This is a genomic window from Microbacterium lacusdiani (genome assembly GCF_054779895.1).
The window spans coordinates 19,290-45,548 of sequence record NZ_BAAGXJ010000027.1 but is presented as its reverse complement, the minus strand read 5'-3'; the positions used below and the strand labels follow the sequence as shown (position 1 = coordinate 45,548).

Sequence of the window (26,259 nt, the reverse complement as noted above, 5' to 3'; positions counted from 1 at the left end):
CGTGGGCACCTTCATCCAACTCGTCGTCGACGGCCTCGCCATGGGGTCGATCTACGCGGCGCTGGCGCTCGCGATCGTCATCGTCAACCAGTCCACGGGCATGATCAACTTCGCGCAGGGCGGGATGGCCGTGCTGTCGGGCTACCTCGCGTACGCCTTCCTCGGCCTGGGCCTCCCCCTGCCACTGGCCATCCTCGCGGCGGTCGCGATCTCGTTCGCCCTCGGCGCCGTCGTCGAGCGCTTCCTGATCCGGCGGTTCGAGGGCGGCGACCCCGACACCGCCGTCGTGGCGACGATCGGCCTGCTCACCCTCATCACGGGCGTGTGCGGCTGGATCTGGTCGTACAACAACCTGCAGTTCCCGTCGCTTTTCCCGCCGGACTCGTTCCCGCTGCTGGGCGCCGCGATCAGCTGGCGCTCGCTGGGGACGTTCCTCACCATCGCCGCGATCATGGTGCTGCTCCAGCTGCTGTTCCAGCGCACCAAGGTCGGGCTGGCGCTGCGCGCGGTGGCGGACAACCCCCGGTCCTCATCCTTCTCGGGACTGCCCGTGGGACGTCTGCTCATGATCGGATGGGGCCTGGCCGCGGCGCTCGGCGCCGTGGCGGGCGCGCTCGTGGCGCCCCGCCTGTCCCTCACGCCGGGCATGCTCGACGGCGCGCTCGTCTACGCGCTCGCGGCGGTCATCCTCGGGGGCGCCTCGAGCCCGATCGGCGTCGTGGTCGCGGCCTGGCTGATCGGCGTGCTCGAGAACCTCGCGGCCGTGTACGTGCCGTTCATCGGCCACGATCTCAAGATCGCGGTGCCGTTCATCCTGCTCTTCGTCGTGCTGCTGATCAGGCCGCAGGGCCTGTTCGGGCGCCGGACCGTGGTGCGCGTCTGATGGGGGGCCTCCGGATGCTCTGGAACAAGGGCTGGGTGCGGATCGCGGTCGGCGCGCTGATCGCGCTCGCGCTGATCCTCGCGCCGCTCAACTTCGACGTCGCCACCAACCAGGCCCTCGCCCGGGTCGGGGTCTTCGCCGTCGCCGTCCTCGGCCTGAACGTCATCATGGGCTACACCGGCCAGGTGTCCCTGGGCCAGATCTTCTTCCTGGGCCTCGGCGCCTACGTCACCGCGTACGGGGTCAACCAGGACTGGAACATCCTGCTCGTGTTCGCGCTCGCGGTCCTCCTCCCCGGCCTCGCCGGCTACGTCGTCGCGCTGGCCGCGGCGCGGCTGGGGGGACTCGCGATCGCGATGGTCACGATCGCCCTGCCGATCATCGGCGTCCCGCTCGCCAAGCGCCTGGCCGAGTGGACCGGCGGATCGCAGGGCACGTCGGCGCGGTTCTCCTCCGCGCCCGACTGGTCGGGCCTCGCCAACGACCAGTGGCAGTACTACCTCGTGCTGCTCATCACGGCCGTCGTGTTCCTCCTGATCCGCAATCTCGTGCGCGGCAAGTTCGGGCGGGCGCTCGCGATCGTCAAGGAGAACGAGGCGGTCGCGTCGTCGATGGGCATCTCGCCGTACCGCTACAAGGTGATGGCGTTCACGATCGCCGCCATGATCGGCGGGGTCAGCGGATTCCTCTACATGGTGGTCGTGCAGTACACGTCCCCCGAGACGCTCGCGTTCCACCACTCGATCAGCCTGCTCGCGTCGATGGTGATCGGCGGCGCGGCCAGCATCGTCGGCTCGCTCATCGGCGGCGCCTACTACGTGCTCGTGCCCAACGTCACGAACGAGATCGACGCGACCCTCACCTCGCTGCTGCAGGGCGTGATCCTGCTCGTCGTGCTGTTCGTCCTGCCCGGGGGCGTGGTGAGCCTGCCCCGCGTGATCCGCCGGCTGCTGCGCCGGCGCGGCGGCGAGCACGGCGCGCAGGCACCGGAGGAACCCGGCTCCCCCACGTAATCCCCACCCCCACAAGAGAGAAGGTCAGCATGGACATGCGCAGCAGAGCCCTCGGCATCGTCGCCGGCGGAGCCATCCTCGCGCTCGCCCTCGGCGGCTGTGCGCGAGGCGCCGACGGCGGAGGCGGGGACGGCGGCGCGGCCGCCAGCCCCGGCATCACGGACGAGACCATCACGCTGGGCGTCACGACGCCGCTCAGCGGCGCGACGGCCGGACCGGGCAACTGCACGGTCGCGGGACTGGTCGCCTACTTCGGCGAGACCGGGCCGGTCGAGTTCGGCGACGGCAAGACGCGCGAGGTCGTCATCGAGGCGTTCGACGACGCCTACGACCCCCAGAAGGCGCTGTCGAACTTCCAGCAGAACCAGGCGGACGTGTTCGCGTTCACGTCGGGCCTCGGCACTCCCACCAACCGCGCCTACCGCGAGGCCGCGATCGAGGAGGAGGTGCCGCAAGTGCTCGTCATGACGGGCGACCCGCTCTTCAGCGACCGCACCGAGAGCCCGTGGCAGCTCGGCTTCGTGCCGATCTACCAGAACGAGGGCGAGGCGTTCGGTGACCTGCTGGCCTCGTCGGGAGAGGACCTCACGGTCGCCATCCTGTCGCAGAACGACGACTACGGCGCCGGCTACGTCGAGGGCTTCAAGACCGCCGTCGAGGGCGCCGACAACATCGAGATCGTGAAGGAGCTCACGTACGAGGCGACCGACACCTCAGTCGACGCGCAGCTGACCGAGCTGGCCGCGACCGACGCGGACGTGTTCTTCAACGCGATGTCGATCACCCCGCTGGTGATCTCGTCGATCGAGAAGGCGCGGGAGCTCGACTGGTCGCCGAGCTGGTTCCTGCCGTCGAACACGTCGAGCCCCGTGGCGATCCTCGGGCCGGCGGGTGCCGACCCCGAGCACGGCTACTACTCGGTGTCGTTCGCCAAGGCGCCCCAGAGCCCCGCGTTCGCCGAGGACGAGGACGTCAAGACGTTCCTCGCGGCGCTCGAGGAGCACTCGGGCGACTACACCACGACGCCCAACTTCCCGCACTGCATGTGGAGCTGGATGGTCGGCGCGACGCTGCAGGAGGCGTTCGCCGCGATGGAGGAGCCCACGCGCGAGAGCTTCATGGAGGCGCTGCAGGGCATCTCGGGCTTCACTGCGCCGCTGATGCTCGAGGGCACGTCGATCGACACGACGCAGGACGGGCAGCCGGCCGTGTCGACCGTGGTGGTCCAGCGCTACAACGGCCAGGGCTACGCGGAGGCCGAGACGTTCGAGGACTGATCGGATGACGAAGGGCGCCCGGCGGGAACCCCCCACCGGGCGCCCCTCGCCGCCGGGAATCAGCGCATGTCGGACAGCAGCGCGATGATGCCCTCGAGGTGGCGCCGGGTGGCCTCGGCCGCGGCATCGGCGTCGCGAGCCAGCACGGCGTCGATGATCGCGATGTGCTCCGGCGCGGACTGGTTGATCCGGCCGGGGTGATAGGCCAGCCGGAACTGGTGACGCGCGGACTGCGCGAGGAGCCGCTCGAGCAGCCGCGTCGCGGTGGCATGACCGCTGATCTCGCGGATGCGCCGGTCCATCTCCTGGTTCAGCGACGCGTAGCCGACCAGATCGCCCGCCTCGACGGCGGCCTGGATGCGCTCGCGCAGGTCGACGAGGCCCGACGCGTCCTCCTCGGTGAGGTTCTCGGCGGCCTTCCGCGCGCACAGCACCTCCAGCCCGATGCGCACCTCGACGATCTCGATGGCCTCATCGACCGTGATCGCGCGCACGCGGGCTCCGCGGTTGGGCAGCCGTTCGACCAGCCCCTCCCCCGCGAGGTTCATCAGGGCGGTCCGCACGGACGCGCGGCTGGCCTCGAAGCGGTCGCTGAGGTCGGCCTCGATCAGGCGCTGATGCGGCGCGAAGTCGCCGCTCAGCAGGGCCTCGCGGATGCGGTCGGTCAGTTCGGCGGCGGCGGGGCGGGCGGCGCCCTCGACGCCCGCGGTCTGCGGCTCGGTGGTGGTCGGCACGCTTCCTCCTCGCGCGGTCTCCGGGGCGCGACGATGCCCCTCCCGCTCATTCTCGCCGCAACCGCCAGGATCGTCCCACATATTGGCGACAACCCTTGTCGTACCGCGCGACCCCGATGAGACTGGGCGATACACGCCGCGGCGCTCGACGGCCGGCGTGATCCCCCCAGCGCGATCCCACAGAGAGGTGAGTGATCCCATGACGGACACCGAGAACGCCGTGGTCAGCACGGACGCGGCATCCGGCCCGGCGAACGACACGGACGTCGGCACGGCGACCGAGTCGGCCGTACGGACCGGGCTCTACATCGGCGGCGAGGAGCGGTTCACGGGAGAGACGCTCAAGATCGCCGACCCCGGCAAGCCGGGCGCGGTGGTCGGCGAGGCCGCGGCCGCGTCGCCGCAGGACGTCGCCGACGCGGTGGCGGCCGCAAAGGCCGCGTTCCCCGCGTGGTCCGCGCTCTCCGCGCAGGAGCGCGCCAAGGCCATGGCCGACGCGATCGCCGGCATCGCGGACGACCGCGACGAGGACGCCGCCATCCTGTCGCAGGAGAACGGCAAGATCCGCATGGAGGCGTGGATCGACGCGCTCGTGTTCGAGATCCGCTGGAACCTCGCGCTGGCCCTGGCGGACGAGGTCGACCAGGGCAAGGTGCTCGAGCCTGCACCAGGCATCCCCGTGACGACGCAGGTCGGCTACCAGCCGCTGGGCGTGACGACGATCATCGTGCCGTTCAACTGGCCGATCGCGATCCTCGGCGCCTCGCTGCCGCACGCCCTCCTGGCGGGCAACACCGCGATCGTGAAGCCGCCGCCCTCCGCCCCGCTCGCCACGGCGCGCGTCGTGCAGCGCGTGGCCGAGAAGCTGCCGCCGGGCGTGCTCAACATCGTGACCGGCAAGGACGAGAACATGGCGGGGCTCATCCAGAACTCGGATGTCGCGAAGCTGTGCTTCACCGGCAGCGTCAACGGCGGCAAGCGGATGATGGAGATGGCGTCCAAGACGCTCACGCGCGTGACGCTCGAGCTGGGCGGCAACGACGCGGCGGTCGTGGCGGAGGACGCCATCCTGGACGACACGCACCTCGACCGGCTGTTCGCGGCCATCTACGACACGACCGGCCAGATCTGCATGAACGCCAAGCGCGTCTACGTGCACCGCTCGCGGCTGGACGAGCTCGTCGCCGGCCTCGAGGCGCGGCTGCAGAAGGTGCAGCTCGGCTACGGGCTCGACGAGGGCACCACGATGGGCCCGCTGCACCAGCCGGCGCAGAAGGCGTTCGTGGAGGAGATCATCCAGGAGGCGAAGGACGCGGGGGCCGAGGTGCGCGAGTACGGCGAGCTGCCCGGCGGCGAACTCGCAGGCGGCAACTTCCTGCGACCGGCGCTCGTGATCGATCCGGATCCGTCGCTGCGTGTGGTCACCATGGAGCAGTTCGGCCCCGTGATCCCGCTCATCCCGTTCGACACCGAGGACGAGGCGATCGCCGCCGCCAACGACACCTGGGGCGGCCTGTGCGGCTCGGTGTGGACGGCCGATCCGGGGACCGCGCAGCGGATCGGCGCGCAGCTGCAGTGCGGCTACGTCTGGGTCAACGACCACGGCGCCACCCGCCTGGACCTCCGCGCGCCGTTCGGCGGCATGAAGCAGTCGGGCTTCGGCCGCGAACAGGGCATCGAGGGTGTCCGCGCCTTCCAGGACACCCGCTCGATCGCGGTGCTCGACGAGGAGGCGCTGAAGGCCATGGCGCACTGAGAGGCGGAACGGAGCGGGCTGCGGTCGCGAGAGAATAGGACACGATGTCCGATTCACCGCGCCGCAGCCCGTTCGCCCGTCCCGCGAGGGACGACGGCCCCCGCGCCACCGTGCGCCAGCTGCTGCCGTTCGTGTTCGAGCACAAGCGCGTCCTGGTGTGGGTGTCGATCCTGAGCGTGATCGCGGCGCTGACGACCCTCATCCAGCCGCTCCTCATCGGCGAGGTGATCGCGCGAGTGCAGGACAGCGAGCCCCTCGGGCTGCTGATCGTGGCGCTGATCGCCTTCGTGATCGTCTCGTCGGCGGTCAGCGCGTACCAGCACTACCTGCTGCAGCGCACCGGCACGGCGGTCGTCCTGTCGAGCCGGCGCCGATTGATCGCGCGCCTGCTCCACCTGCCGATCGGCGAGTTCGACGCGCGCCGCACGGGCGACCTGGTCTCGCGCGTCGGCACCGACACCACGATGCTCTACGCGGTGCTCACGCAGGGCCTCGCCGACAGCGTCGGCAGCATCCTGCTGTTCGCCGGCGCGCTCATCGCGATGCTCGTGATCGACCCGATCCTGCTGCTCAGCATCGTGGGCGTGCTCGCGCTGAGCGTGCTCGCGGTCGTGTCGCTGAGCGGCCGGATGCGGCGCGCGACGGCCGCGCAGCAGGCGCGCGTCGGCGAGCTCACCAGCGGCGTCGAGCGGGCGATCGGCGCCGTGCGGACGATCCGCGCGGCGGGCGCCTCCGACCGCGAAGAGCGCGCCGTCGCGGCCAAGGCGACGGAGGCGTTCGAGGCGGGCGTCGAGGTCGCGCGCGCGTCGGCGCTCGTGGTGCCGATCGCCGGGATCGCGCTGCAGGCGTCGATGCTCGTCGTGCTGGGCGTGGGCGGCATGCGCGTGGCGTCCGGTGCCGTGTCGGTGTCCAGCCTCGTGACGTTCGTGATGTTCCTGTTCCTGCTCGTGATGCCGCTCGCCTCCGCGTTCGGCGCGATCACGAGCGTCGGCCAGGCCCTCGGCGCTCTGGGCCGCATCCAGGAGATCCTCGACCTGCCCGACGAGACCGCGGCCGATCCCGAGCCGCGTCCGGCCGCACCGGTCGAGGGCGCGCCGGCACTGGCGTTCCGCGACGTGCGCTTCCGCTACCCGGAGGCCGCTGTCGCGGCGCGTGAGCGCGCCGCGAAGGAGGCCCTCGAGGCGCACCTGCCGCTCGACGAGAGCGCGGTCGACGAGGCGGAAGCGGGCGCCGAGGCCGGGCACGGCGACGTGCTCCGGGGCGTGACCTTCGAGGTGCCACGCGGGGCGCGCGTCGCGCTGGTCGGCCCGAGCGGCGCAGGCAAGTCCACGATCCTCGCCCTGATCGAGCGGTTCTACGACCCGACCTCGGGCCGCATCGAGCTGGACGGCCAGGACGTGCGCGAGCTGTCGCGCACCGAGCTGCGCTCCCGGTTCGGCTACGTCGAGCAGGACGCCCCGACGCTGGCCGGCACGCTCGCCGACAACCTGCGCCTCGCCTCCCCCGACGCGAGCGACGCGGACTGCGAGCGCGTGCTGCGGGCCGTGAACCTCGGCTCGGTGATCGACCGCGGCCCGCTGGGGATCGACACCCCCGTCGGCGAGGACGGCGTCATGCTGTCGGGCGGCGAGCGCCAGCGCCTCGCGATCGCGCGGGCTCTGCTCGCCGCGCCGCCTGTCCTGCTGCTCGACGAGTCGACCTCGTCGCTCGACGGCCTCAACGAGCAGCTCATGCGCGACGCGATCGACGCGGTGGCCGAGGGCCGCACGCTGCTCGTGATCGCCCACCGCCTGTCGACGGTCGTCGACAGCGACCGGATCATCGTGCTCGACCACGGCCGCGTGATCGGCCAGGGCACCCACAGCGAGCTGGTGGCGAGCGTGCCGCTGTATCGCGACCTCGCCCGCCACCAGCTGCTGGTCTGAGCCCCTAGTCCGCGCTGGCCGGGTCGCCCGAGCTCGCCTTGCAGGCGAAGCTGTCGGCGGAATCCGGGTCGCCGCCCTCGTAGCGCGCGACCAGCGGGTACACGCACAGCGGACGCTCGGCGCCCGGAGCGAGACCCGCCGCCATCGCCTCGGCGTTGTTCGCGCGCGCCTCCGCGATCAGTCGATCCGGCGCGACGCCGTTCTCGACCCAGTCGATGAGGGCGCCGAGGGCGTCGACCTTGTCGGTCGAGGCGCCGCCCGAGACGTGGGCCATGCCCGGCACCTGGAAGTACCGGATGAAGTCCTCCGCCTTGTTGCCGTACGCCTTGTCGACCTCCGTGAACCAGCGGGCCGTGTCGTCGGCGCTGAACACCGCGTCGGACGCGCCGTGGATCACGATCATCTTCGCCCCCGTGTCACGCAGGGTGTCGTAGTCCGTGTCGTCCCCGAGCGGCGTCATGAACTCCATCGCGCTCTGGCCAGACAGGCCGGCCTCGTAGATGCCCGCCTCCATGGCGTCGACGTCCGCCGTCAGCGGCGACGCGAGGATCGAGTAGTCCGGATACGGCATGAACACCGTGCCCACGGCCAGCGGATCGAGAGCGACGCTGATGAACAGGTTCCAGGTCGCCCAGTCGCCGTTCATGATGCCCGCATCGACGGGGAACGACTCGTAGATCTCCTCGCCGGTGCTGGTGGTCACGCCGGCGTAGACCTGGGCGAGCACGTCCTTCTGCGCGACGCTCAGGCAGGTGCCGTCGCGCTCGCCCTCGCACGTGGGGACGTCGCGGTGGATGTCGAAGAACTTCGCGCATCGCTCGCTGTCCTGCACGAGCCCGTCGCGCAGCCGGTCGATCCCGTCGCAGCGCTCGAGGATGCCCGCCTTGATCACCGCGCGCTCGGCGGGAGTGATCGCGGTGTTCAGGTTGCCCGGCACCGTCGCGACGGTGTTGAACAGCTGCGCCTCGGCGATCTGCGCCACCGCGGCCTGCGGCAGGTTGAAGCCCGGTGCGACCGGCAGGAAGCCGTCGTACTCGTCGGCCAGGCGCGTGGCGGCGACCATGGTGTGGCGGCCGCCGTTCGATCCGCCCGCGAAGTACGAGGTGTCCGGCCCGCGGCCGTACGCCGCCTCGATGAGCGCCTTCGCCAGGGGCGTCAGCGTCACCGCGGTGTTGTAGCCGAAGTCGAGGCGTGCCTGGCCGTCGTTGCCGAACGAACCGTTCTGCGCGCCCGTGTGCCCCGCGTCGGAGCTGATGATGGCGAAGCCCATCGCCAGGCCCGACCGCTCCTGGCCGCCCGTGAAGTTCCCGAGGGCCGGGGCGACGGAGCCGTCGATGCCGCCGTTGCCCTGGTAGAGGTAGCGACCGGCCCAGTCGGCGGGCAGGCGCATCTCCCAGCCGATCGCGTAGCGCTGACCGTCCTCGCCGACCCGCTCGTTCGTCTGTCCGGTGACGCGGCAGTGGGCGGGCTGCGCCCCGGCGGGAGCGAAGGCGGCCGCCGTGATGCGGGTGGCCTCGTACTCGAAGCCGATGAGCGACTCGCACTCGAGCAGCTCGCCGGGGGTCGCGGGGGCGACCTGCGGGATGTCGGGCGGCGGCGCGGCTGTGGCGGGCGCCGGCGCGCCGATCAGCAGGGCGATCGCCGCGGCCGCCGCGAGCACCGCCGGGGGTGTTCTCTTCATGTGGGGGTTCCTCCTCATCGAGGGTTCACGCCCGCATCGTTGCGGACGGGTCCGGACGGCGCTCCTCCCCCGGCGCGCCCTAGCTCATTCGGCCGAGCCGCGGGCGCCGCTTCTTCGGAGGCACCGTGCGCACGGTCTCGGTCTGCCACGGGATCGCGGTGCCGGTGGGTCGCGGCGTCTCGGCCCCCGCGCCGAACCGCGCGCGCAGGTCCGCCTTGCGGACCTTCCCCGAGGCGGTGCGCGGCAGCTCGTCGACCACGATCACGTTCTTCGGGATCTTGAAGCGCGCGATCCGGCCGTCCAGGTGCGCACGCACCTCCTCCGTGGTGACGTCGCGCCCGCCCTGCACGGTCAGGATCGCCCAGGGCACCTCGCCCCACTTCTCGTCGGGCACCCCTATCACGGCGGCGCCCGTGACGCCCTCGATGTCGAACAGGTGGTTCTCGACCTCGGCCGGGTAGATGTTCTCCCCACCGGAGATGATCATGTCCTTCAGCCGGTCGGCGATGAACAGGTACCCGTCGGCGTCGAGAAAGCCTATGTCGCCGGAGCGGAACCACCCGTCCTCCGTGAACGCCTTGGCGTTCTCCTCGGGCAGGTTGAGGTACCCCGGGAACACGTTCGGCCCGCGCACCTCGATCTCGCCGACGGTCCCGCTGGGGACGACGTCCCCGTTCTCGTCGGTGATCCGCACGGCCGAGAAGAAGTGCGGCAGTCCCACGCTCCCCTGCTTCTGGCGGGTCTTGTCGGCGGGCAGCGCCGTGTGACCCGGCGAGGTCTCGGTCATCCCGTAGCCCTGCGTGAACTTCAGGCCCCGCTCCTCGTACACGTCGAGGATCCGGGTGGGCACGGCGGATCCGCCGCAGGTCAGGCGGCGCAAGCTGGACAGGTCGGTCGAAGCCCAGTCGGGGTGGTCGGCCATGAGCTGGTAGGTCGTCGGGACGCCGCTGAGCATCGTGATGCCGTGCCGTTGGATGAGGGAGAGCGCGCGCCCGGGATCGAAGCCCTTCTCGAGGACGATGGTGCCGCCCTTGAGGATGATCGGCAGGGCGCCCATGCCGAGCGCCGCCGCGTGGAAGAGCGGCGAGATCAGCAGCGCGACCTCGGACGAGAGCAGGTCATAGTCCAGCGCGCAGTTCAGCGAGACCCAGGTGAGGTTGGCGTGCGTGAGCACGGCGCCTTTCGCCTTGCCCGTCGTCCCCGAGGTGTACATGACGGCCGCCGGCTCGTCCGGCGAGACCGGCACGTCGACGCGACCGCCCTTGGGCACCCGCATGAGCCGGTCGAGCCCCGGGTCGGCCTCGTCTCCCTCTCCCGTCGGGATGACGTGAGCGATGCCGCCGGCCTCGACGCCCGGCAGGATCTTGTCGTACAGCTCCGGGTCGTAGATGACCGCGCGGGCGCCGCTGTCGGTCAGCACGTGCGCGACCTCGGGCGGGGCCAGCCGCGTGTTGATGGGCACGAACACCGCGCCCAGCTGCGCGGCGCCGAACAGCGCCTGCAGGAAGGCGGGGCTGTTCTCGCCGATGAACGCCACGGCGTCGCCCTTGCCGATGCCCTTGATGGCGAGCACCGCCGCGATCCGATCCGCGGCGTCGGCGAACTCGCGATACGTGTACGTGCGATCGCCGAAGATCAGCGCGGGCTTGTCGGGCGTGCGGGTGCGGCGCACGGCCGGCCAGGATCCGATTCCGGGATAGGACATCGTCGTCGCTCCTCTTCGTCGAGGCGGAATGGTGGTGTCGCGGGTCAGCGGTAGAAGCGATAGAGCCCGCGCGCGACCACGGCCGGGCGCTCGGCCCCCTCGATCTCGAAGGTCTGGTCCACCGTGAACTGCACGCCGCCGCCCTTGACCTCCTCGACCTCGGCGATCACGGCGTTCATGCGGATGCGGGATCCCACGGGGACCGGCGAGATGAAACGCACCTTGTCCAGGCCGTAGTTGACCTTGGTGCTGACGCCCTCGGTCTCGAGCAGCTCGCTCCAGAACCGGGTCGCCAGCGACAGGGTGAGGAAGCCATGCGCGATGGCGCCGCCGAAGGGGCCGTCCTTCGCGCGCTCGGGCTCGGTGTGGATCCACTGGTGGTCGTCGACCGCGTCGGCGAACGTGTTGACGCGCTCCTGCGCGATCTCGGCCCATTCGGTCCAGCCGAGGTCGCGGCCGGCCAGGGAGGTCAGCTCGTCGAAGGTGGCGGTGGTCGTCATGAGGTCTCCTTCTGGAAGGGGTCAGGCGAAAGCGGACGCGCCCGTGAGAGAGCGTCCGACGATGAGGGCGTTGATGTCGTGCGTCCCCTCGTACGAGTAGACGGCTTCGGCATCGGCGAAGAAGCGTGCGGCGTCGTTCTCGAGCAGCAGGCCGTTGCCTCCCAGCAGCTCCCGCGCCAGCGCCCCGCTCTCCCGGGCCCGCTCGGCCGTGACCATCTTGGCGAGGGCGGAGTTCTCGTCGCTCCAGACGCCGGCGTCCTGGTTCGCGGAGAGGGCGGTCACGAGCGCGAGCGACGCGGTGACGTTGCCGAGCATCCGGGCGAGCTTCTCCTGGACCAGCTGGAAGCCGCCCAGCTGCCGGCCGAACTGCTCGCGGGAGGTCGTGTAGCGCACGGCCGCGTCGAGCGCTCCCGCCTGCAGGCCCGTCGCGATCCAGGCGACGTCCGAGCGCATCCGCCGCAGGAGCCCGGCGACGTCTCGCCAGGAGTTCACGCCGTGCAGCCGGCGCTCCTCCTCGACGCGGACCCCGCGGAGGGTGATGTGCGCGTTCTGCATCGGCCGCAGCGAGACCTTGCCCGTGATGACCCGGATGTCCACGCCAGGGGCGTGCCGGTCGACCAGGAACGCCTTGACCTGTCCGTCGGCCTCGTCGCGCGCGAACACCGCGAGCACGTCGGCGACGTCGGCGCCGCCGATCCAGCGCTTCTCGCCGTCGATGACCCAGGTGTCGCCCTCGCGGCGGGCCCGTGTCGCGAGGCCGCCCGCGATGTCGGATCCGTGGTCGGGCTCCGTGAGGCAGAACACGCCGCGCATCTCGAACGAGCGGACCGCGGGGTCCCAGCGCTCCGCCTGCTCGGGCGAGCCGCCGTGCCGGACGGCCGTGCGGAACAGGCCGGCCTGCGCCGTGTACATGGTGGCGACCGACACGTCCGACCGCGCGAGGGTGAAGCATCGGAAGCCCGAGAACATGCTGGTGTCGGCCTCGTCGGCGGCGACCCCCGGCGGGTCCATGAGCCGGAGCGGGATGAGCGCGTCGAGCACCTCGCCGGGCATCACGGCGCGGTCCCACGCGTCGTCCATGAGGGGTCTGATGTCGCGCTCGAGCGTCTCCGCCAGCCCGGCGAGCGCCGCGCGCGCGGCGACGCCGAGGTGCCGCTCCGCGAAGCCGTAGCGATCCAGCACGGGATCGGTCATGACAGCCCCAGCAGTCGGACGGCGTTGTGCTTCATGATCCCGGGCAGCACCTCGGGCTTGAACGTGCCCGCCGCCTCGGCGTCGCGCATCCAGCGGTCCGGGGTCAGGAGCGGGAAGTCCGATCCGAACAGGATGCGGTCCTTCAGCACCGAGTTCGCGTAGCGGACCAGCTCGGCCGGGAAGTACTTCGGGCTCCATCCCGACAGATCGATCCATGTCGAGTGCTTGTGTGTCGCGACCGACAGAGCCTCGTCCTGCCACGGCACGGACGGGTGGGCCATCACGATCTGCAGCTCCGGGAACTCCGCCGCCACGGCGTCGAGCAGCATCGGATTGGACAGCGCGAGCCGCAGCCCGCGGCCGCCCGGCATCCCCGCGCCGATCCCGGTCTGCCCCGTGTGGAACAGCGCCGGCACACCCGCCTCCTGCACGAGCTCGTAGACCGGGAAGTATCGGGGATCGTCCGGCGAGAAGCCCTGCACCGTGGGATGGAACTTGAAGCCTCGCACGCCGTGCTCGTCGAGCAGGCGGCGCATCTCGTCGAGCGCGTCCTCGCGATTCGGGTCGACGGACGCGAACGGGATCAGCACGTCGTTGTTGCGCGCGGCGCCCTCGGCGATGTCGGCGCTCGAGATCGGCCGCTGCCCGAGGTTCGTCGTCGCGTCGACCGTGAAGACGACCGCGGCCATCCGGCGCTCGCGGTAGTACTCCGCCACCCCATCGAGGTCCGGCCGGGGGCCGTCGGTGCGGAAGTACCGGCTGGCGGCCTCCTGCAGGTCGTCAGGCAGCGACGAGTGCCCGTGGGCGTCCACCTCGATGTGCACGTGCGTGTCGATGGCCTCGATCGCATCGACGTCGATCGCCGGTTCGTAGCGGGTCATGATGCTCCGGGTCAGGCCCGAGGGCGCTGGAGTTCCTCGGGCAGCGGCGGGAACGTCTCGCCGACCGACTGCAGCTCGCCCAGCTCGGTCGCGAACGACTCCGCGAGCGCGTCGTACGTCCACCCGCCCTGACGGTAGGCCGTGGCCACCGGCTCGGGGTGCGACCAGAGCTGCAGGCGATCGCCGCCCACGCCGATGGCCTGGCCCGTCACACCGGCGGCCGCGTCCGACGCGAGGTAGGCGACCAGGCCGGCCACGTCGGCCGCCGTGCCGAATCCGAGGTCGTGCCGGAAGAACGGCGGCATGGGCTCGCCCTTCTCGTCCGCCTCGACCGCGGCGGCGAAGTAGGGCACCGTGGCGGTCATCGCCGTCGCGGCGACCGGGATGACGGCGTTCGCCGTGATGCCCGCCTTCTTGAGCTCGAGCGCCCACGTGCGGACCATGCCGACGATGCCGGCCTTGGCCGCGGCGTAGTTGGTCTGTCCGAAGTTGCCGCGCTGGCCGGTGGGCGATCCGATCGCGATGATGCGGCCGCCCTCGCCCTGCTCCCGCAGCCGGATCACGGCCTCGCGGACGACCGTGAAGGTTCCGCGCAGATGCACGCCGATCACGGTGTCGAAGTCGTCGTCGCTCATCTTCCACAGCACGGTGTCGCGCAGCACGCCGGCGTTCGTCACCACGATGTCGAGGCGGCCGTAGACGTCGAACGCGGCGTCGACCAGCCGCTTCGCCGTCTCGGTCGGGCCGACGGGCGCCGCGACCGCAGTCGCACGGCCGCCCTGGGCCTCGATCGCGGCGACGGCCTCGTCGGCGGTGGCCTGGTCCACGTCGTTCACGACGACGGATGCGCCCTGGCGCGCGAGCTCCTGGGCGTAGGCGAGACCGAGCCCGCGGCCCGATCCGGTGACGATGGCGACCTTGCCGGTGAGTGTCATGCGGAATCTCCTTCGATCGGCATCATCCCAGCGCAGATTCTTGATGATGTCAATGATTGACCTGATCCACTTTGCTAGAGTCTCCCCATGACGAGCGACGGCGGGCGCGCGGACGCGCCGGTGACCGAGCAGCCCCTGGCGAGCGACACGGCGTTCCTGCTCGCGCGCGCGAACGCCCGATCCCTCGCGGTCGCCCACGCCGCCCTCGCGGAGTTCGACCTGCGCGTGCGCTCCTACTCGGTCCTCGCGCTCGCCGTGGCGGAGGCGCGGCTGTCGCAGCGGCACATCGCCGAGTATCTGCGACTGGACCCGAGCCAGGTCGTGGCCCTCGTCGACGAGCTGCAGCAGCGCGGCGCCGTCGCGCGGGAGCCGGACCCCAACGACCGCCGCGCCAAGGTGGTGGTCGCCACCGCGGCCGGCCGCGCGCTGCACGCGAAGGCGGAGCGCGCCACGAACGCGGCGGAGCGCGAGGTACTGGGCGTGCTCGACCAGGACGACCAGGACCGCCTGCGGGACCTGCTGTACCGACTCGCCTTCCCCGACTGACCCCCGAGAGGGCGCGCTCGATCCTTCGTGAAAACCACAACCATTGACATCTTCAATGGTTGCGTGTTCACTGGGGCCAACCCGCGCCGGTCGGCGCACTCAGTCACGAAGGAGTCGCTGAGCACCATGTCCCCCCGCACCCGAATCCTCTCCGCCACGGCCTTCGCAGCCGCAGGCCTCCTCTCGCTCGCCGCGTGCAGCTCGGGCTCCCCGAGCGGCGCCCCGGCCGAGTCCGACCCCGCCGCGTCGGCTCCCGCCGACGGCGAGCTGACACCCATCACGGTCGGCATCCTCACCATCGCGCCGTCGGCCGCCGTGCAGTACGGCGTCGACCACGGCATCTTCGAGGAGCACGGCCTCGACGTCACCCTGCAGGAAGCCCAGGGAGGCGCCGCCATGCTCCCGGCCGTCTCCACGGGTCAGATCGACTTCGGCGTCGGCAACCCGCTGTCCGTGCTCGTCGCCGCGAGCCAGGGCGTCGACATGCGCGTGGCCAGCGGCTACTCGTTCTCGCTCGCCGAGGGCGAGGACATCAACGCCGTCGTCACGCGCGCCGGCGAGGGCATCGAGTCCTGGAGCGACCTCGAGGGCAAGAAGGTCTCGGTGAACGCCGTCAACACGCAGGGCGACCTGACGATCAAGGAGTCCGTCGAGATGGAGGGCGGCGATCCCGGCGCCGTGGAGTTCATCGAGATCGCGTTCCCGGATGCGCTCGCCCAGCTCGACAGCGGCAACGTCGACGCCGTCTGGATCCCCGAGCCGTTCCTCGGCGCGGCGCTCGCAGCCCCGGACAAGTACTCGGTCGTCGGCTACCCGAACCAGAACGCCCTTCCGGGCCTGCCCACCATGGTGACCTTCACGTCCGGCCAGCTGGCCGAGGAGGACCCGGAGCTCGTCGAGACCTGGCGCGGCGCGATCAGCGACGTCCTCGAGCAGGTGAACGCCGATCGCGAGGGCTTCGGCGAGGCCATCGCCTCGCTCACGGGCATGCCCGAGGCGGCGGCCATGGACCTGCGCCTCGAGCGCCTGTCAGGCGAGCTCGACCCGCAGCTGCTGGTGGACCTCAGCGCTCTCGCCGCCAAGCACGGCTTCGTGTCGACCGAGCCGGACCTCGACACGGTCATCATCCCGTAACGCCGCTCCATGACGTCCACCGCTCCGCCCGACACGATCACGCGCGTCGTCGCGATCGCCGAGCAGCGCAGCAGGCGTCGGAGGCTCCGCCCCCGACGTCTGCTGCTCGGCCTCGCCGGCGTGATCACCTTCCTCGCGATCTGGGAGCTGGTCTCCCGCACCGGCACCGTCGACCCGACGTACCTGCCGCCCGCGACCGAGGTGCTCGCCCGCTTCGGCGTCAACGCGACGCTGACCGGGTTCTGGATCGCGATCGGGCAGACGGTGACGTCGTGGGCCCTCGGCATGCTCCTCGCGTTCGCGCTCGCCGTGCCTCTGGGGATCGTCATCGGGCTCTCGCCGTTCCTGCGCAAGCTGACCCGATCCACCATCGAGTTCCTGCGGCCGATCCCGTCGGTGGGACTCATCCCGCTCGCGGTGCTGATGCTCGGCGTCCCGCTGCAGCAGAGCCTGCTGATCATCACCTACGGGGCGTTCTGGCAGATCTTCATGCAGGTGCTCTACGGCGTCGCCGACGTCGACACCGTCGCGATGAGCACCGCCCGCAGCTACGGCTTCACCTGGTGGCAGCGGGTGCGCGACGTGGTCTTCCCCACGATGCTCCCCTACCTGGTCACCGGCGTGCGCCTCGCAGCCGCGGTCGCGCTCATCCTCGCGGTCACGGCCGAGCTCGTGATCGGGACGCCCGGCCTCGGACAGCAGATCGCCGCGTCGCGGGACGCCGGCCTCTACGCCTCGACCTACGCGCTGGTGCTCGCGACGGGCGCGCTGGGCGTGGTCATCAACCTCGGCGTGCGCGCGGCCGAGCGTCGGCTGCTGTCGTGGCACCAGTCCGTGAGAGGAGAGGGCGCATGAGGGGCACCCTCAAGGCGATCGCCTTCACGCTCGGGCTGCCGATCGCGCTGATCGCGATCTGGTACGTCGCGACGCTCGGCGCCACGAGCATCTTCGTCCCCAAGCCGGTGCCGCTCGTGACCGAGTTCTTCGAGACGTGGATCGGCGACCGGCTCCTCACCGACGTCGTCCCGAGCCTCAGCCGGTTCGCGCTCGGCACAGGTCTCGCGATCGCGCTCGGCGTGCTGGTGGGGCTGCTGGTCGGTCTGAGCCGCGGCGTGCGTGCCTTCACGGAGCCGGTGTTCGAGTTCTTCCGCGCGGTGCCTCCGCCCGTGCTCATCCCGGTGCTGGGCCTGCTCATCGGCGTGGACGACAGCATGAAGATCACGGTCATCGCACTGGGGGCGATCTGGCCCGTTCTGCTGAACACGATCGAGGGCGTGCGCGCCACGGACTCGGTCCAGACCGAGACCAGCCGCTCCTACGGCATCCACGGCTTCAACCGGGTGCGCTACCAGATCCTGCCCGCCGCCGCCCCGCAGATCCTGGCGGGCGTGCGGCAGAGCCTGCCGATCGGGATCATCCTGATGGTCATCAGCGAGATGTTCTTCTCGTCATCGGGTCTGGGGTTCTCCATCATCCAGTTCCAGCGCCGGTTCGCGGTGCCCGAGATGTGGTCGGGCATCCTCGTGCTGGGACTGATCGGCTTCGCGGTCTCGATGCTCTTCCAGGTCGTCGAGCGCCGCATCCTGCGCTGGTACCACGGACTGAAGGACCTCGAGAATGCCTCCTGAGAACATCGTCGTCGCGGGACACGGCCGCACCCTCCCGCCCGAGCAGACCCTGCTGTCCGTCCGCGGGCTGAAGAAGGTGTACGAGACCGACGGCGGTCCCATCGAGGCCGTCCGCGACCTCACCTTCGACCTCGGCCGCAACGAGCTGACCTGCCTCGTGGGCCCGTCCGGATCGGGAAAGACCACGCTGCTGAAGTGCATCGCCGGCCTGCTCGAGCCGACCGCCGGCGAGGTGGTCCTCGACGGCCGGCGCGTCACGGGCCCGCCCAAGAAGATGGCGGTCGTCTTCCAGGAGTACGGCCGGTCGCTGTTCCCCTGGCTGCGCGTGGCCGACAACGTCGAGCTGCCGCTGAAGAATGCGGGTGTGCCGAAGGCGAAGCGCGCGGAGCTGGTCGCCGAGGCGCTCGACAGTGTGGGGCTCTCGCACGTGCCGCGGTCCTACCCGTGGCAGCTGTCGGGCGGGATGCAGCAGCGCGTGGCGATCGCCCGCGCGATCGCGTACCAGCCCGAGGTGCTCCTGATGGACGAGCCTTTCGCGGCCGTCGACGCGCAGACGCGCGCCGACCTCGAGGATCTGGTGCGATCGATCAGGGAGAGACTCGGCGTGACCGTGCTGTTCGTCACGCACGACATCGACGAATCGGTGTACCTCGGCTCGCGCGTGATCATCCTGTCGTCCTCGCCGACCGTGATCCAGGAGGACCTGGTCATCGACCTGCCGGATCAGCGCGATCAGCTCGAGACCCGCGCGCTCCCCCGGTTCACGGAGCTGCGGCACCACGTGTACGAGCAGATCCAGCTCGCGAAGCGCGGCTTCCACCCCGACGAGGCGCGGGTCGGCTGACCGGATGCGCCGCCCGCCCGGCGCCCCCGCGGCCCGCCCCGAGCTGACCCCCGGGCTTCTCGGCGCGCTCGGCTTCGTCGGCATGGCGGGTGCGGTGTCGACCGACCTGTACCTGCCGGCGTTCCCGGACCTTCAGGCCCATTTCGGCGTCGGCGCGGCGGCCGTCCAGCTCACGCTCACGTCGTACCTCGTGGGGGCCGCGCTGGGCCAGTTCCTGGTCGGCACGATCTCGGACGCGCTCGGCCGGCGCCGCACGCTGCTCGTGGGCCTCGCGGTCTTCGCGGCCGCGGGCTTCGCCGCCTCGGCCGCCCCCACGCTCGCGTGGATCGTGGCCCTGCGGTTCGTGCAGGGGCTGTCGGGATCGGCGGGCGCGGCGCTCGCGCGTGCCGTGGTCGCCGACCTCGCGTCGGGCGAGCGGGCCGCTCGCGGCGTGAGCATCCTGATCGCGATGATGGGCCTCGGGCCGGTCTTCGGCAGTCCGCTCGGCGCCCTGCTCACGGGCTGGGGCGGATGGCGGGCTGCCCTGCTCGGGCTCTCGGTCGTCGCGACCGCGATGTTCGCGGTCGCGCTGCTGCTGATCCCGGAGAGCCTGCCGCGCGAGCAGCGGCATCCGGCCCGGCTGGGGCCGCTGCTCGCCAACCTCGCGCGCCTCGCGCGCGACGGCTCGTTCCTGGGTCACGCGCTCGCGTATGCGCTCACCTACGCGGGGCTCATGGTCTACATCGGCGCCTCGTCGTTCGTCGTTCAGCGGGTGTTCGAGGCATCCGCGCTGGCGTACGCCTTGACCTTCTCGGCCGGATCCGTCGCCTTCGTCGCGGGCGCCTGGCTCAATGCCCGTGCGCTCCCGCGGCTGGGGGCGCAGGGCGCCCTGCGCGCCGGGCACGCGCTGTCCTTCGCGGCCGCCGCCGCGCTCGCCGCGCTCGCCGCGCTCGGGTCGCTCACGCTCTGGGCGTGGGTTCCGCTCGTCTGCCTCTTCACCGCGGGCTGCGCCGCGGGGATGTCGGACGCGTCCGCGCTGACGCTGGGCCGGGCCGCGTTCGCCGCCGGTTCCGGGTCGGCCGCGCTGGGCCTGTTCCAGTTCTCGATCGGGGCCGCGGCCTCGCCGCTCGGCGGCCTCTGGGGCGACCACACGGCCCTCCCCGCCGCCGCCGGCATGGCCGGGGCTACCGCGCTCGCGGCCGGTGCCGCGGCCCTCGGCCGGGCGTGGGAGCGCCGGACCGCTCAGCGCGCGAGCGGCCACCCCGTGTAGGCCTCCGCGAGGTAGGCGCGGCCGTGCTCCGACTCGACCACGGAGCGCAGCTCCCCCACCTGCCGGCGGCGGTCGAAGTCGCTGGCGTCCGGCGCCACGTGGAGCATGCTCGTCATCCACCAGGAGAAGTGCTGGGCCTTCCAGATGCGCTCAAGGGCGCGCTCGGGGAACGCCTCGAGCGGCCGGTCGTCGCCCTCGAGGAGGAGGGCTCGGAGCGCATCCACGAGCATGACGACGTCCGCGACGGCGAGGTTCATCCCCTTGGCCCCGGTGGGCGGCACCGTGTGGGCCGCGTCGCCGACCAGCACGACCCGTCCGCGCAGCAGCCGGTGCGCGACGAAGCTGCGGAAGCGCAGCACGTCGCGCTGGAAGATCGGCCCCTCGTGCAGCGTCGTGCCGGGAACGCGCTCCTGCAGCATGTCCCACAGCTCGCGCTCCGAGAACCGCTCCGGATCCTCGTCCGGGTCGCACTGGAAGTACATCCGCTGCACGGTCGCGCTGCGCTGGCTGATGAGCGCGAAGCCCGCGGGTGAGTTGCTGTAGATCAGCTCGTCGGCCGAGGGCGGCGCCTCGCACAGGATGCCGAACCACGCGAACGGGTACTCGCGGAAGTAGCCGCCGTGGGCGCCGGTGACCGCCTGCCGCGTCACGCCGCGCGACCCGTCGGCACCCACCACCACGTCCGCCTCGATCTCGATCCGCTCGCCGCCCGGGCCGGTCGCGAGCACGCGCGGCCGGTCGGTCTCGACATCGTCGACGGCATCGGCGGTCACGCCGAAGCGGATGTCCTGGCCCGCGGCAAGCCGCACGGCGACGAGGTCCTTGAGCACCTCGTGCTGCGGGTAGAGCCAGACCGCGCGCCCTACGGTCGCGGCGAAGTCGATGCGGTGGCCCTCGCCCTCGAATCGCAGCTCGATGCCCTCGTGGCGATGGCCGACGGACAGAACGCGGTCGGAGGCGCCGCTCCCGGACAGGACCTCGACGGTCCCCTGCTCGAGGATGCCGGCCCGGATGGTCGTCTCGATCTCCTCCCGCGTGCGGGCGTCGATCACGATGGACGCGATGCCCGCCCGGTCCAGCAGGTGCGAGAGCAGCAGGCCCGCGGGCCCCGCCCCCACGATGGCCACCTGGGTGCGCTCGGTCATGGTGTGCCCTTCCTCCTCGAAGCGGCCGGCATCCTCGCCGGGTCCGTCTTCCGAGTGTCGGATGCCGCCGCCCTCCGTCGCGATCGCCTGCCCGTTCAACGGGAATCAGGCGGGCGGCTCCTCCAGCGCACGCGTGATGCCGGCGGACGCGCGTCGCAGCTCGTCCGCGGCACCGGCGGTCGGGGCATCCCGCGGCAGCACGGCCGACAGGGCCGCGACGACGCGGCCGCGCTCGCGCACGGGCACGGCGACCGCGGTCGACACCGACTCGACGTACCCGTGGGCGACGACCACCCCCTCCCGGGCCACCCGGGCAAGGATCGCCTCCAGCGCCCCGGGATCGGTGACCGTCTCGGGCGAGACCGCGGGCAGAGGCCCGGACAGCACCCGCCGTCGGAGTTCCTCATCCGCGAAGGCGAGCAGCACCAGTCCGGCCGACGACGCATGCAAGGGCAGGCGCCCGGCCACCCGAGCGATGTTCGACACCGCGTCCGGATGGGACAGCCGCTCGAGGAACAGGGTCTCACCCTGCTCGAGGACCGCGAGCTGCGTGTGCTCGCGCAGGCGGGACTGCACCCGCTCCATGAATGGCAGCGCGGCCTGCCGCAGGCGGAGGGCCCGCGAGCCGCGCTGGGCCAGCTCCCACAGGTGCATCCCCAGCCGGACCTGCCCGCCCTCGTCTCGATCGAGGATGCCGTTGTCGACGAGCTCCGTGATCAGCCGGTGCGCCGTCGAGGAGGGCAGTCCGGCGCGCCGCCCGACCTGCGTGGGCGTCTGCGCCGTGCGGTCGACGTCGAACGTCTCGAGCACGCGCACGATCCGCTGCGCGACGGACTCCCCGGACCGCGAATTCGCCACGCACTCACCCTGTCAGACCGAAGCGGCGAGCAGCAGGACGGAGCGAGGCCCATCCCCGAGGGGCCCCGCCCCGCTGCGATCAGGTGAGCTCGCGCACGACGCCCTTCTCCAGGCGCAGGCGTCGGCCCGCGCGACGCGCGACCGCCGAGTCGTGGGTCACGACGACGAGCGTCAGCCCCTCGGCATTGAGCTGCTCCAGCACCTGCAGGATCTCGTCGCGCATGCTCTCGTCGAGATTTCCGGTCGGCTCGTCCGCGAGCAGCACGGTGGGCCGCTTGGCGATCGCGCGCGCGATCGCGACCCGCTGCTGCTGACCGCCCGACAGCTCGCCCGGCCGGTGGTCGCCGCGGTCGGCCAGCCCGACCCGCGCCAGCGCGTCCGCCACGCGGCGGGTGCGCTCCACGCGGGCGAGCCCGAGCGGTTCGAGACCCATGTCGACGTTCTCGGCCGCCGTCAGGGTCGGGATGAGATTGAAGCCCTGGAACACGAAGCCGATCTGGTGCGCTCGGAGCCGACCGAGCTCGGCCGCCGACGCCCTGGCGATGTTCTTCCCGGCAAGGAAGACCTCGCCCGCGGTGGGCCGCTCGAGCGCGCCGAGGATCTGCAGGAACGTGGACTTGCCACCACCCGTCGGGCCCTGGATGGTGACGAAGTCACCCCGGGCGATCTCGATGTCGACGCCCGTGAGCGCCTTCACCACGCGCCCCTTCTGCTGGTAGGTCCTGCTGACGCCGGCGATCCGGTACGCGGGGGCACCCGCGTTCTCGGTGACGTCGTCCTGCTCGGATGCCACGATTGTCATGTCCTGCTCTCCTGTCGGATGGTGTCGGATGGTGTGGTGACGGTCATGCGACCGAACGCAGTGCCTCGGCCGGGCTCAGTCGCGCGGCACGCCAGCCGCCGAAGGCTCCCGCGACGAGTCCGCCGGCGATCGCGAGCCCGACGGCCGCGAGGATGACAGTCGGGGACACCGGCGCGGTCAGGGTGATCTCGCTCGTCGCCTGCGCGAGCTGCCCGAACGGACCGCCGCCGCCCGGCCCGCCCGCAGGCATGCCGCCGGCGCCCTGGTCCGCGGCCGTGGTCGAGATCGTGGGCTGGATGAGGTTGATCGCGAGCACGCCGCCGAGCCCGATGGCGAGGCCGACGGCACCCCCGATCAGCCCCTGGACGACAGACTCGCCCGCCACCTGCCGGATCACGCGACGGTCGGACCATCCGATCGCCTTGAGCGTGCCGAACTCCCGCGTGCGCCGCGACACCCCCGAGATCGTGAACAGCACGGCGAGGGCCACGGCGACCGCGAGCACGATGACCGACAGCCACGTGCCGAGGCTCGTGATGAGCGAGGACGCGCTCGACAGGGATCCGGAGACGGTGGAGGCGAGCTCGGACTGCGAGCTCACGGTCGCCTCCGGCACAGCCTCCTCGAGCGCGGACTGCACGGCCGCGATCGCATCCGACGAGGCCGCCTGCACGTAGACGGTCGAGACGACCTCACCCGCGCCGGACAGCGTCTGCGCCACGTCGAGGGGCAGGTAGGCGTTCGCGGCCGTGTCGGCGTCGGCGGATGCCGACGCGACGACGCCCACGATCTCCATGTCCGTGCCACCGACGTCGATCGAGTCGCCGACCGCCAGATCGCTGCTCGTCGCGTAAGTCTCATCAAGCACCACGACGTCATGACCGGCGTCCTCCGCCTCCAGAAGCCGACCGTCGACGAGCTCGGCCGACGAGAGCGGGCCGACCGACGTGACCGCGGGGTCGATGCCCAGCACGGAGAACGAGTCCACGCCGAACTGTCCGCCCCGGAACCCGCCACCCTGGCCACCACCCGGCGCCTCGCCTTCGGCAGGGGCCTCACCCGCTGCGGGCGCCTCGGACATGTCGGGGAGCTCGCCGTCGAAGGTGGTGTTGGTCAGGCTCAGCGCACCGGTGGCCTGAGCGACACCGTCGACGCCGGCGACCGTCTCGACCGTCGAGGCGACCAGCGTGCCGCGCCGCATGTCGGTCATGAGCTGCGACTGGCTGATCGTGGTCGAGCCGTCCTCGTTCTCGGTGCCCTCGTCCTCGCCGAACTGGAACGACGGCCGGCCGCCCTCGCCCGGCTCAGCCTGGGCGCCGCTGACCGTGAGGTCTGTGCCCACGCCGTACACGGACGCGAGCGCCGCGGCCTGTGCGTCACGCACGCCCGCCGCGAGCGAGTTCACGACGATCACGAGGGCGATCGCGATGGCGAGCCCTGCCGCGACGATGATCGTCTGCTTCTTGCGGCCCGCGAGTTCGCGCCGCAGATAGGTCCAGTACATGAGTCTCCTCTCGACCGGACGACCCGGCCGTCGGGATGACGCTACGAACCGCCCCCATCCGGCTCATCGGCCTCGGTTATGGAGGGCCTATGGATCGCGGAGACGATGAACGGCCCGCCCCCGGATCGGAAGAGGGGCGGGCCGTTCCACGTCGCGGGCTCCGGTGTGTGCGGCACCGGGCGAGCCCGCGGCGAAGGACCGAGTGCGGTCAGTCCTTCGCAGCCTTGAGGCGGGTGCGGAGCGCGTCGAGCTGCGCACGCAGGGCCGCCGGGGTCTTGTCGCCGAAGAGCGAGTAGAACTCCTCGGTGAGGTCGGCCTCCTCGAGCCAGGCATCGGGGTCGATGGAGAACAGCTCGTCCAGGTCCTCCTGCGGCACCTCGATGCCGTCGAGGTTCAGTGAACCCGGAGCGGGGATGAGGCCGATCGGGGTCACGACCGCCTCCGCCTCGCCCTGCAGGCGGCGGATGACCCAGTCGATCACGCGCGAGTTGTCGCCGAATCCGGGCCACAGGAACCGGCCGTCCGCGCCGCGGCGGAACCAGTTGACCTGGTAGATCCTCGGGAGCTTCTCGGCCTTGCCGCCCATCTCGAGCCAGTGCGCCATGTAGTCGCCCATGTTGTAGCCGCAGAACGGCATCATGGCAAACGGGTCGCGGCGCAGCTCGCCGAGCTTGCCCTCGGCCGCGGCGGTGCGCTCCGACGAGATGGTCGATCCGAGGAACACGCCGTGCTCCCAGTTGAACGACTCGACGACGAGCGGCACGTTGGTGGCGCGACGTCCGCCGAACAGGATGACGTCGAGCGGCACCGCCTCCTCCCAGTCGTCCGCGATCGAGGGCGCCTGCGCGGCCGAGACCGTGAAGCGGGAGTTCGGGTGCGCGGCCGGACGGCCCGAGTCGGGCGTCCAGTCGTCGCCGCGCCAGTCGATCAGGTGGTCGGGCGCCTCGTCGGTCAGGCCCTCCCACCAGACGTCGCCGTCGTCGGTGAGCGCGACGTTCGTGAAGAGGACGTTGCCCCACAGCGTCTCGACCGCGGTGACGTTGGTCGACTCGCCCGTTCCGGGCGCGACGCCGAAGAATCCGGCCTCGGGGTTGATCGCGTACAGGCGGCCGTCCTCACCCGGGCGGATCCAGGTGATGTCGTCGCCGAGCGTCTCGACCTTCCATCCCGGGATGGTCGGGCGCAGCATCGCGAGGTTGGTCTTGCCGCACGCCGACGGGAACGCGGCGGCCACGTGGTAGGCGCGGCCCTGCGGGTCGAGCACGCGGATGAGGAGCATGTGCTCGGCCATCCAGCCCTGGTCGCGGCCGAGCACCGAGGCGATGCGCAGCGCGTAGCACTTCTTGGCCAGGATGGCGTTGCCGCCGTAGCCCGAGCCGAACGACCACACCTCGAGCGTGTCCGGGAAGTGCACGATGTACTTCTCGTCGTTGCTGGGCCAGGCGACGTCCTCCTCGCCGTCGCGCAGCGGGGCGCCGACCGAGTGCACGGTGCGCACCCACGGCTTGCCCTCGGCGATCAGCTCCGTGACGGCGTCGCCCACGCGGGTCATGATCTCGATCGAGACGACCGCGTAGGGGCTGTCGGTCAGCTGCACGCCGAGCTGCGAGATCGGGCCGCCGATCTTGCCCATCGAGAACGGCACGACGAACATCGTGCGGCCCCGCATGGAGCCCTCGAACAGGGGGCGCAGCGTGGCGCGCATCTCGGCGGGCGCGACCCAGTTGTTGGTCGGGCCGGCGTCCTCCTCCCGCTCCGACGAGATGAAGGTGCGCGACTCGAGGCGGGCGACGTCGCCCTCGTCCGAGCGCGCCAGGTACGAGCCGGGGCGCTTCTCGTCGTTCAGCTTGATCAGCGTGCCGTCCGCCACCATCTGCTCGAGCAGCGCGGCGTTCTCCTCGGCCGAGCCGTCGACCCAATGGATGCGGTCCGGCTGCGTGAGCGCGGCGACATCGTCGACCCACGCAACGAGGGCGGCCATGCCCGGTCCGTCGATGTCGGGCTGGGCGCCGAACGATGCGAACTCCGTCGTCGCACGGGCGGTGGGGCTCTCGATGATGGCCAT

General features: G+C 71.5%; 23 protein-coding genes. 11 read left to right on the top strand and 12 right to left on the bottom strand.

Annotated features, from left to right (window positions below):
* The first annotated feature begins 1 nt into the window (after position 1).
* From ACYVGN_RS11875 to ACYVGN_RS11865, 3 genes are read left to right on the top strand one after another with little or no spacing between them, the layout of a single operon-like run.
* Complete coding sequence (locus tag ACYVGN_RS11875) at positions 2–883, top strand: branched-chain amino acid ABC transporter permease (RefSeq protein WP_460791006.1); 882 nt, start codon at positions 2–4, stop codon at positions 881–883.
* 14 nt (positions 884–897) lie between these two features.
* On the top strand, positions 898–1,896 hold the full coding sequence (locus ACYVGN_RS11870; protein ID WP_460791005.1) for a branched-chain amino acid ABC transporter permease: 999 nt from the start codon (positions 898–900) through the stop codon (positions 1,894–1,896).
* A gap of 35 nt (positions 1,897–1,931) precedes the next feature.
* Positions 1,932–3,173, top strand: coding sequence for an ABC transporter substrate-binding protein (locus tag ACYVGN_RS11865; RefSeq protein ID WP_460791003.1), 1,242 nt, complete (start codon positions 1,932–1,934; stop codon positions 3,171–3,173).
* A gap of 59 nt (positions 3,174–3,232) precedes the next feature.
* Here the strand turns inward: ACYVGN_RS11865 and ACYVGN_RS11860 are convergent, their stop codons facing one another.
* Entirely contained in the window at positions 3,233–3,907 is a 675-nt protein-coding gene (locus tag ACYVGN_RS11860; RefSeq protein ID WP_460791001.1) for a GntR family transcriptional regulator, read from the bottom strand.
* A gap of 199 nt (positions 3,908–4,106) precedes the next feature.
* Here ACYVGN_RS11860 and ACYVGN_RS11855 point away from each other — a divergent pair, with 199 nt between their 5' ends.
* Together ACYVGN_RS11855 and ACYVGN_RS11850 are read left to right on the top strand one after the other, a co-directional pair.
* Positions 4,107–5,663, top strand: coding sequence for an aldehyde dehydrogenase family protein (locus ACYVGN_RS11855; RefSeq protein ID WP_460790999.1), 1,557 nt, complete (start codon positions 4,107–4,109; stop codon positions 5,661–5,663).
* 44 nt (positions 5,664–5,707) lie between these two features.
* A complete protein-coding gene (locus ACYVGN_RS11850) occupies positions 5,708–7,588 on the top strand; it encodes an ABC transporter ATP-binding protein (protein WP_460790997.1) in 1,881 nt (626 codons plus the stop codon).
* A 4-nt stretch (positions 7,589–7,592) separates the two neighbouring features.
* Here the strand turns inward: ACYVGN_RS11850 and ACYVGN_RS11845 are convergent, their stop codons facing one another.
* The 6 genes from ACYVGN_RS11845 to ACYVGN_RS11820 form a co-directional block, all read right to left on the bottom strand.
* Positions 7,593–9,269, bottom strand: coding sequence for a tannase/feruloyl esterase family alpha/beta hydrolase (locus tag ACYVGN_RS11845; protein ID WP_460790995.1), 1,677 nt, complete (start codon positions 9,267–9,269; stop codon positions 7,593–7,595).
* A 79-nt stretch (positions 9,270–9,348) separates the two neighbouring features.
* Positions 9,349–10,974: an acyl-CoA synthetase gene (locus ACYVGN_RS11840; protein ID WP_460790994.1), complete on the bottom strand. Its 1,626-nt coding sequence runs from the start codon at positions 10,972–10,974 to the stop codon at positions 9,349–9,351.
* 44 nt (positions 10,975–11,018) lie between these two features.
* A complete protein-coding gene (locus ACYVGN_RS11835) occupies positions 11,019–11,474 on the bottom strand; it encodes a MaoC family dehydratase (protein ID WP_055992833.1) in 456 nt (151 codons plus the stop codon).
* Positions 11,475–11,495: 21 nt separating this feature from the next.
* Entirely contained in the window at positions 11,496–12,668 is a 1,173-nt protein-coding gene (locus ACYVGN_RS11830) for an acyl-CoA dehydrogenase family protein (RefSeq protein WP_460790992.1), read from the bottom strand.
* Positions 12,665–13,549: an amidohydrolase family protein gene (locus ACYVGN_RS11825; RefSeq protein WP_460790991.1), complete on the bottom strand. Its 885-nt coding sequence runs from the start codon at positions 13,547–13,549 to the stop codon at positions 12,665–12,667. Before ACYVGN_RS11825 ends, ACYVGN_RS11830 begins: the two co-directional genes overlap by 4 nt.
* A gap of 11 nt (positions 13,550–13,560) precedes the next feature.
* The gene (locus ACYVGN_RS11820; RefSeq protein WP_460790989.1) at positions 13,561–14,484 is read right to left on the bottom strand and encodes an SDR family oxidoreductase; all 924 of its coding nucleotides are present in this window, start codon (positions 14,482–14,484) and stop codon (positions 13,561–13,563) included.
* A gap of 87 nt (positions 14,485–14,571) precedes the next feature.
* On the opposite strand from ACYVGN_RS11820, the gene ACYVGN_RS11815 reads away from it, so the two are divergent.
* From ACYVGN_RS11815 to ACYVGN_RS11790, 6 genes are all read left to right on the top strand, one after another.
* Positions 14,572–15,030 (top strand): MarR family winged helix-turn-helix transcriptional regulator, encoded by a 459-nt coding sequence (locus ACYVGN_RS11815; RefSeq protein ID WP_460790988.1) that lies wholly within the window; start codon positions 14,572–14,574, stop codon positions 15,028–15,030.
* A 126-nt stretch (positions 15,031–15,156) separates the two neighbouring features.
* Positions 15,157–16,164 (top strand): ABC transporter substrate-binding protein, encoded by a 1,008-nt coding sequence (locus tag ACYVGN_RS11810; RefSeq protein WP_460790986.1) that lies wholly within the window; start codon positions 15,157–15,159, stop codon positions 16,162–16,164.
* 9 nt (positions 16,165–16,173) lie between these two features.
* The gene (locus ACYVGN_RS11805) at positions 16,174–17,019 is read left to right on the top strand and encodes an ABC transporter permease (RefSeq protein ID WP_460790985.1); all 846 of its coding nucleotides are present in this window, start codon (positions 16,174–16,176) and stop codon (positions 17,017–17,019) included.
* Complete coding sequence (locus ACYVGN_RS11800) at positions 17,016–17,792, top strand: ABC transporter permease (protein ID WP_460790984.1); 777 nt, start codon at positions 17,016–17,018, stop codon at positions 17,790–17,792. The genes ACYVGN_RS11805 and ACYVGN_RS11800 overlap by 4 nt, the downstream gene beginning before the upstream one ends.
* On the top strand, positions 17,782–18,636 hold the full coding sequence (locus tag ACYVGN_RS11795) for an ABC transporter ATP-binding protein (RefSeq protein WP_460790982.1): 855 nt from the start codon (positions 17,782–17,784) through the stop codon (positions 18,634–18,636). Before ACYVGN_RS11800 ends, ACYVGN_RS11795 begins: the two co-directional genes overlap by 11 nt.
* A 4-nt stretch (positions 18,637–18,640) precedes the next feature.
* A complete protein-coding gene (locus ACYVGN_RS11790; protein ID WP_460790981.1) occupies positions 18,641–19,885 on the top strand; it encodes a Bcr/CflA family efflux MFS transporter in 1,245 nt (414 codons plus the stop codon).
* Here the strand turns inward: ACYVGN_RS11790 and ACYVGN_RS11785 are convergent.
* The 5 genes from ACYVGN_RS11785 to ACYVGN_RS11765 all read right to left on the bottom strand — a co-directional run bounded on the left by ACYVGN_RS11785 (position 19,858) and on the right by ACYVGN_RS11765 (position 26,259).
* On the bottom strand, positions 19,858–21,030 hold the full coding sequence (locus tag ACYVGN_RS11785; RefSeq protein WP_460790979.1) for a 4-hydroxybenzoate 3-monooxygenase: 1,173 nt from the start codon (positions 21,028–21,030) through the stop codon (positions 19,858–19,860). The genes ACYVGN_RS11790 and ACYVGN_RS11785 overlap by 28 nt on opposite strands.
* 105 nt (positions 21,031–21,135) lie before the next feature.
* Positions 21,136–21,888 carry an IclR family transcriptional regulator gene (locus ACYVGN_RS11780; RefSeq protein ID WP_460790977.1) on the bottom strand — a complete coding sequence of 251 codons (753 nt, stop codon included), beginning with the start codon at positions 21,886–21,888 and terminating at the stop codon, positions 21,136–21,138.
* A gap of 79 nt (positions 21,889–21,967) precedes the next feature.
* Positions 21,968–22,690, bottom strand: coding sequence for an ABC transporter ATP-binding protein (locus ACYVGN_RS11775; protein ID WP_460790975.1), 723 nt, complete (start codon positions 22,688–22,690; stop codon positions 21,968–21,970).
* A 43-nt stretch (positions 22,691–22,733) separates the two neighbouring features.
* The gene (locus ACYVGN_RS11770; protein WP_460790973.1) at positions 22,734–24,194 is read right to left on the bottom strand and encodes an ABC transporter permease; all 1,461 of its coding nucleotides are present in this window, start codon (positions 24,192–24,194) and stop codon (positions 22,734–22,736) included.
* 208 nt (positions 24,195–24,402) lie between these two features.
* Positions 24,403–26,259 (bottom strand): phosphoenolpyruvate carboxykinase (GTP), encoded by a 1,857-nt coding sequence (locus tag ACYVGN_RS11765; protein ID WP_460790971.1) that lies wholly within the window; start codon positions 26,257–26,259, stop codon positions 24,403–24,405.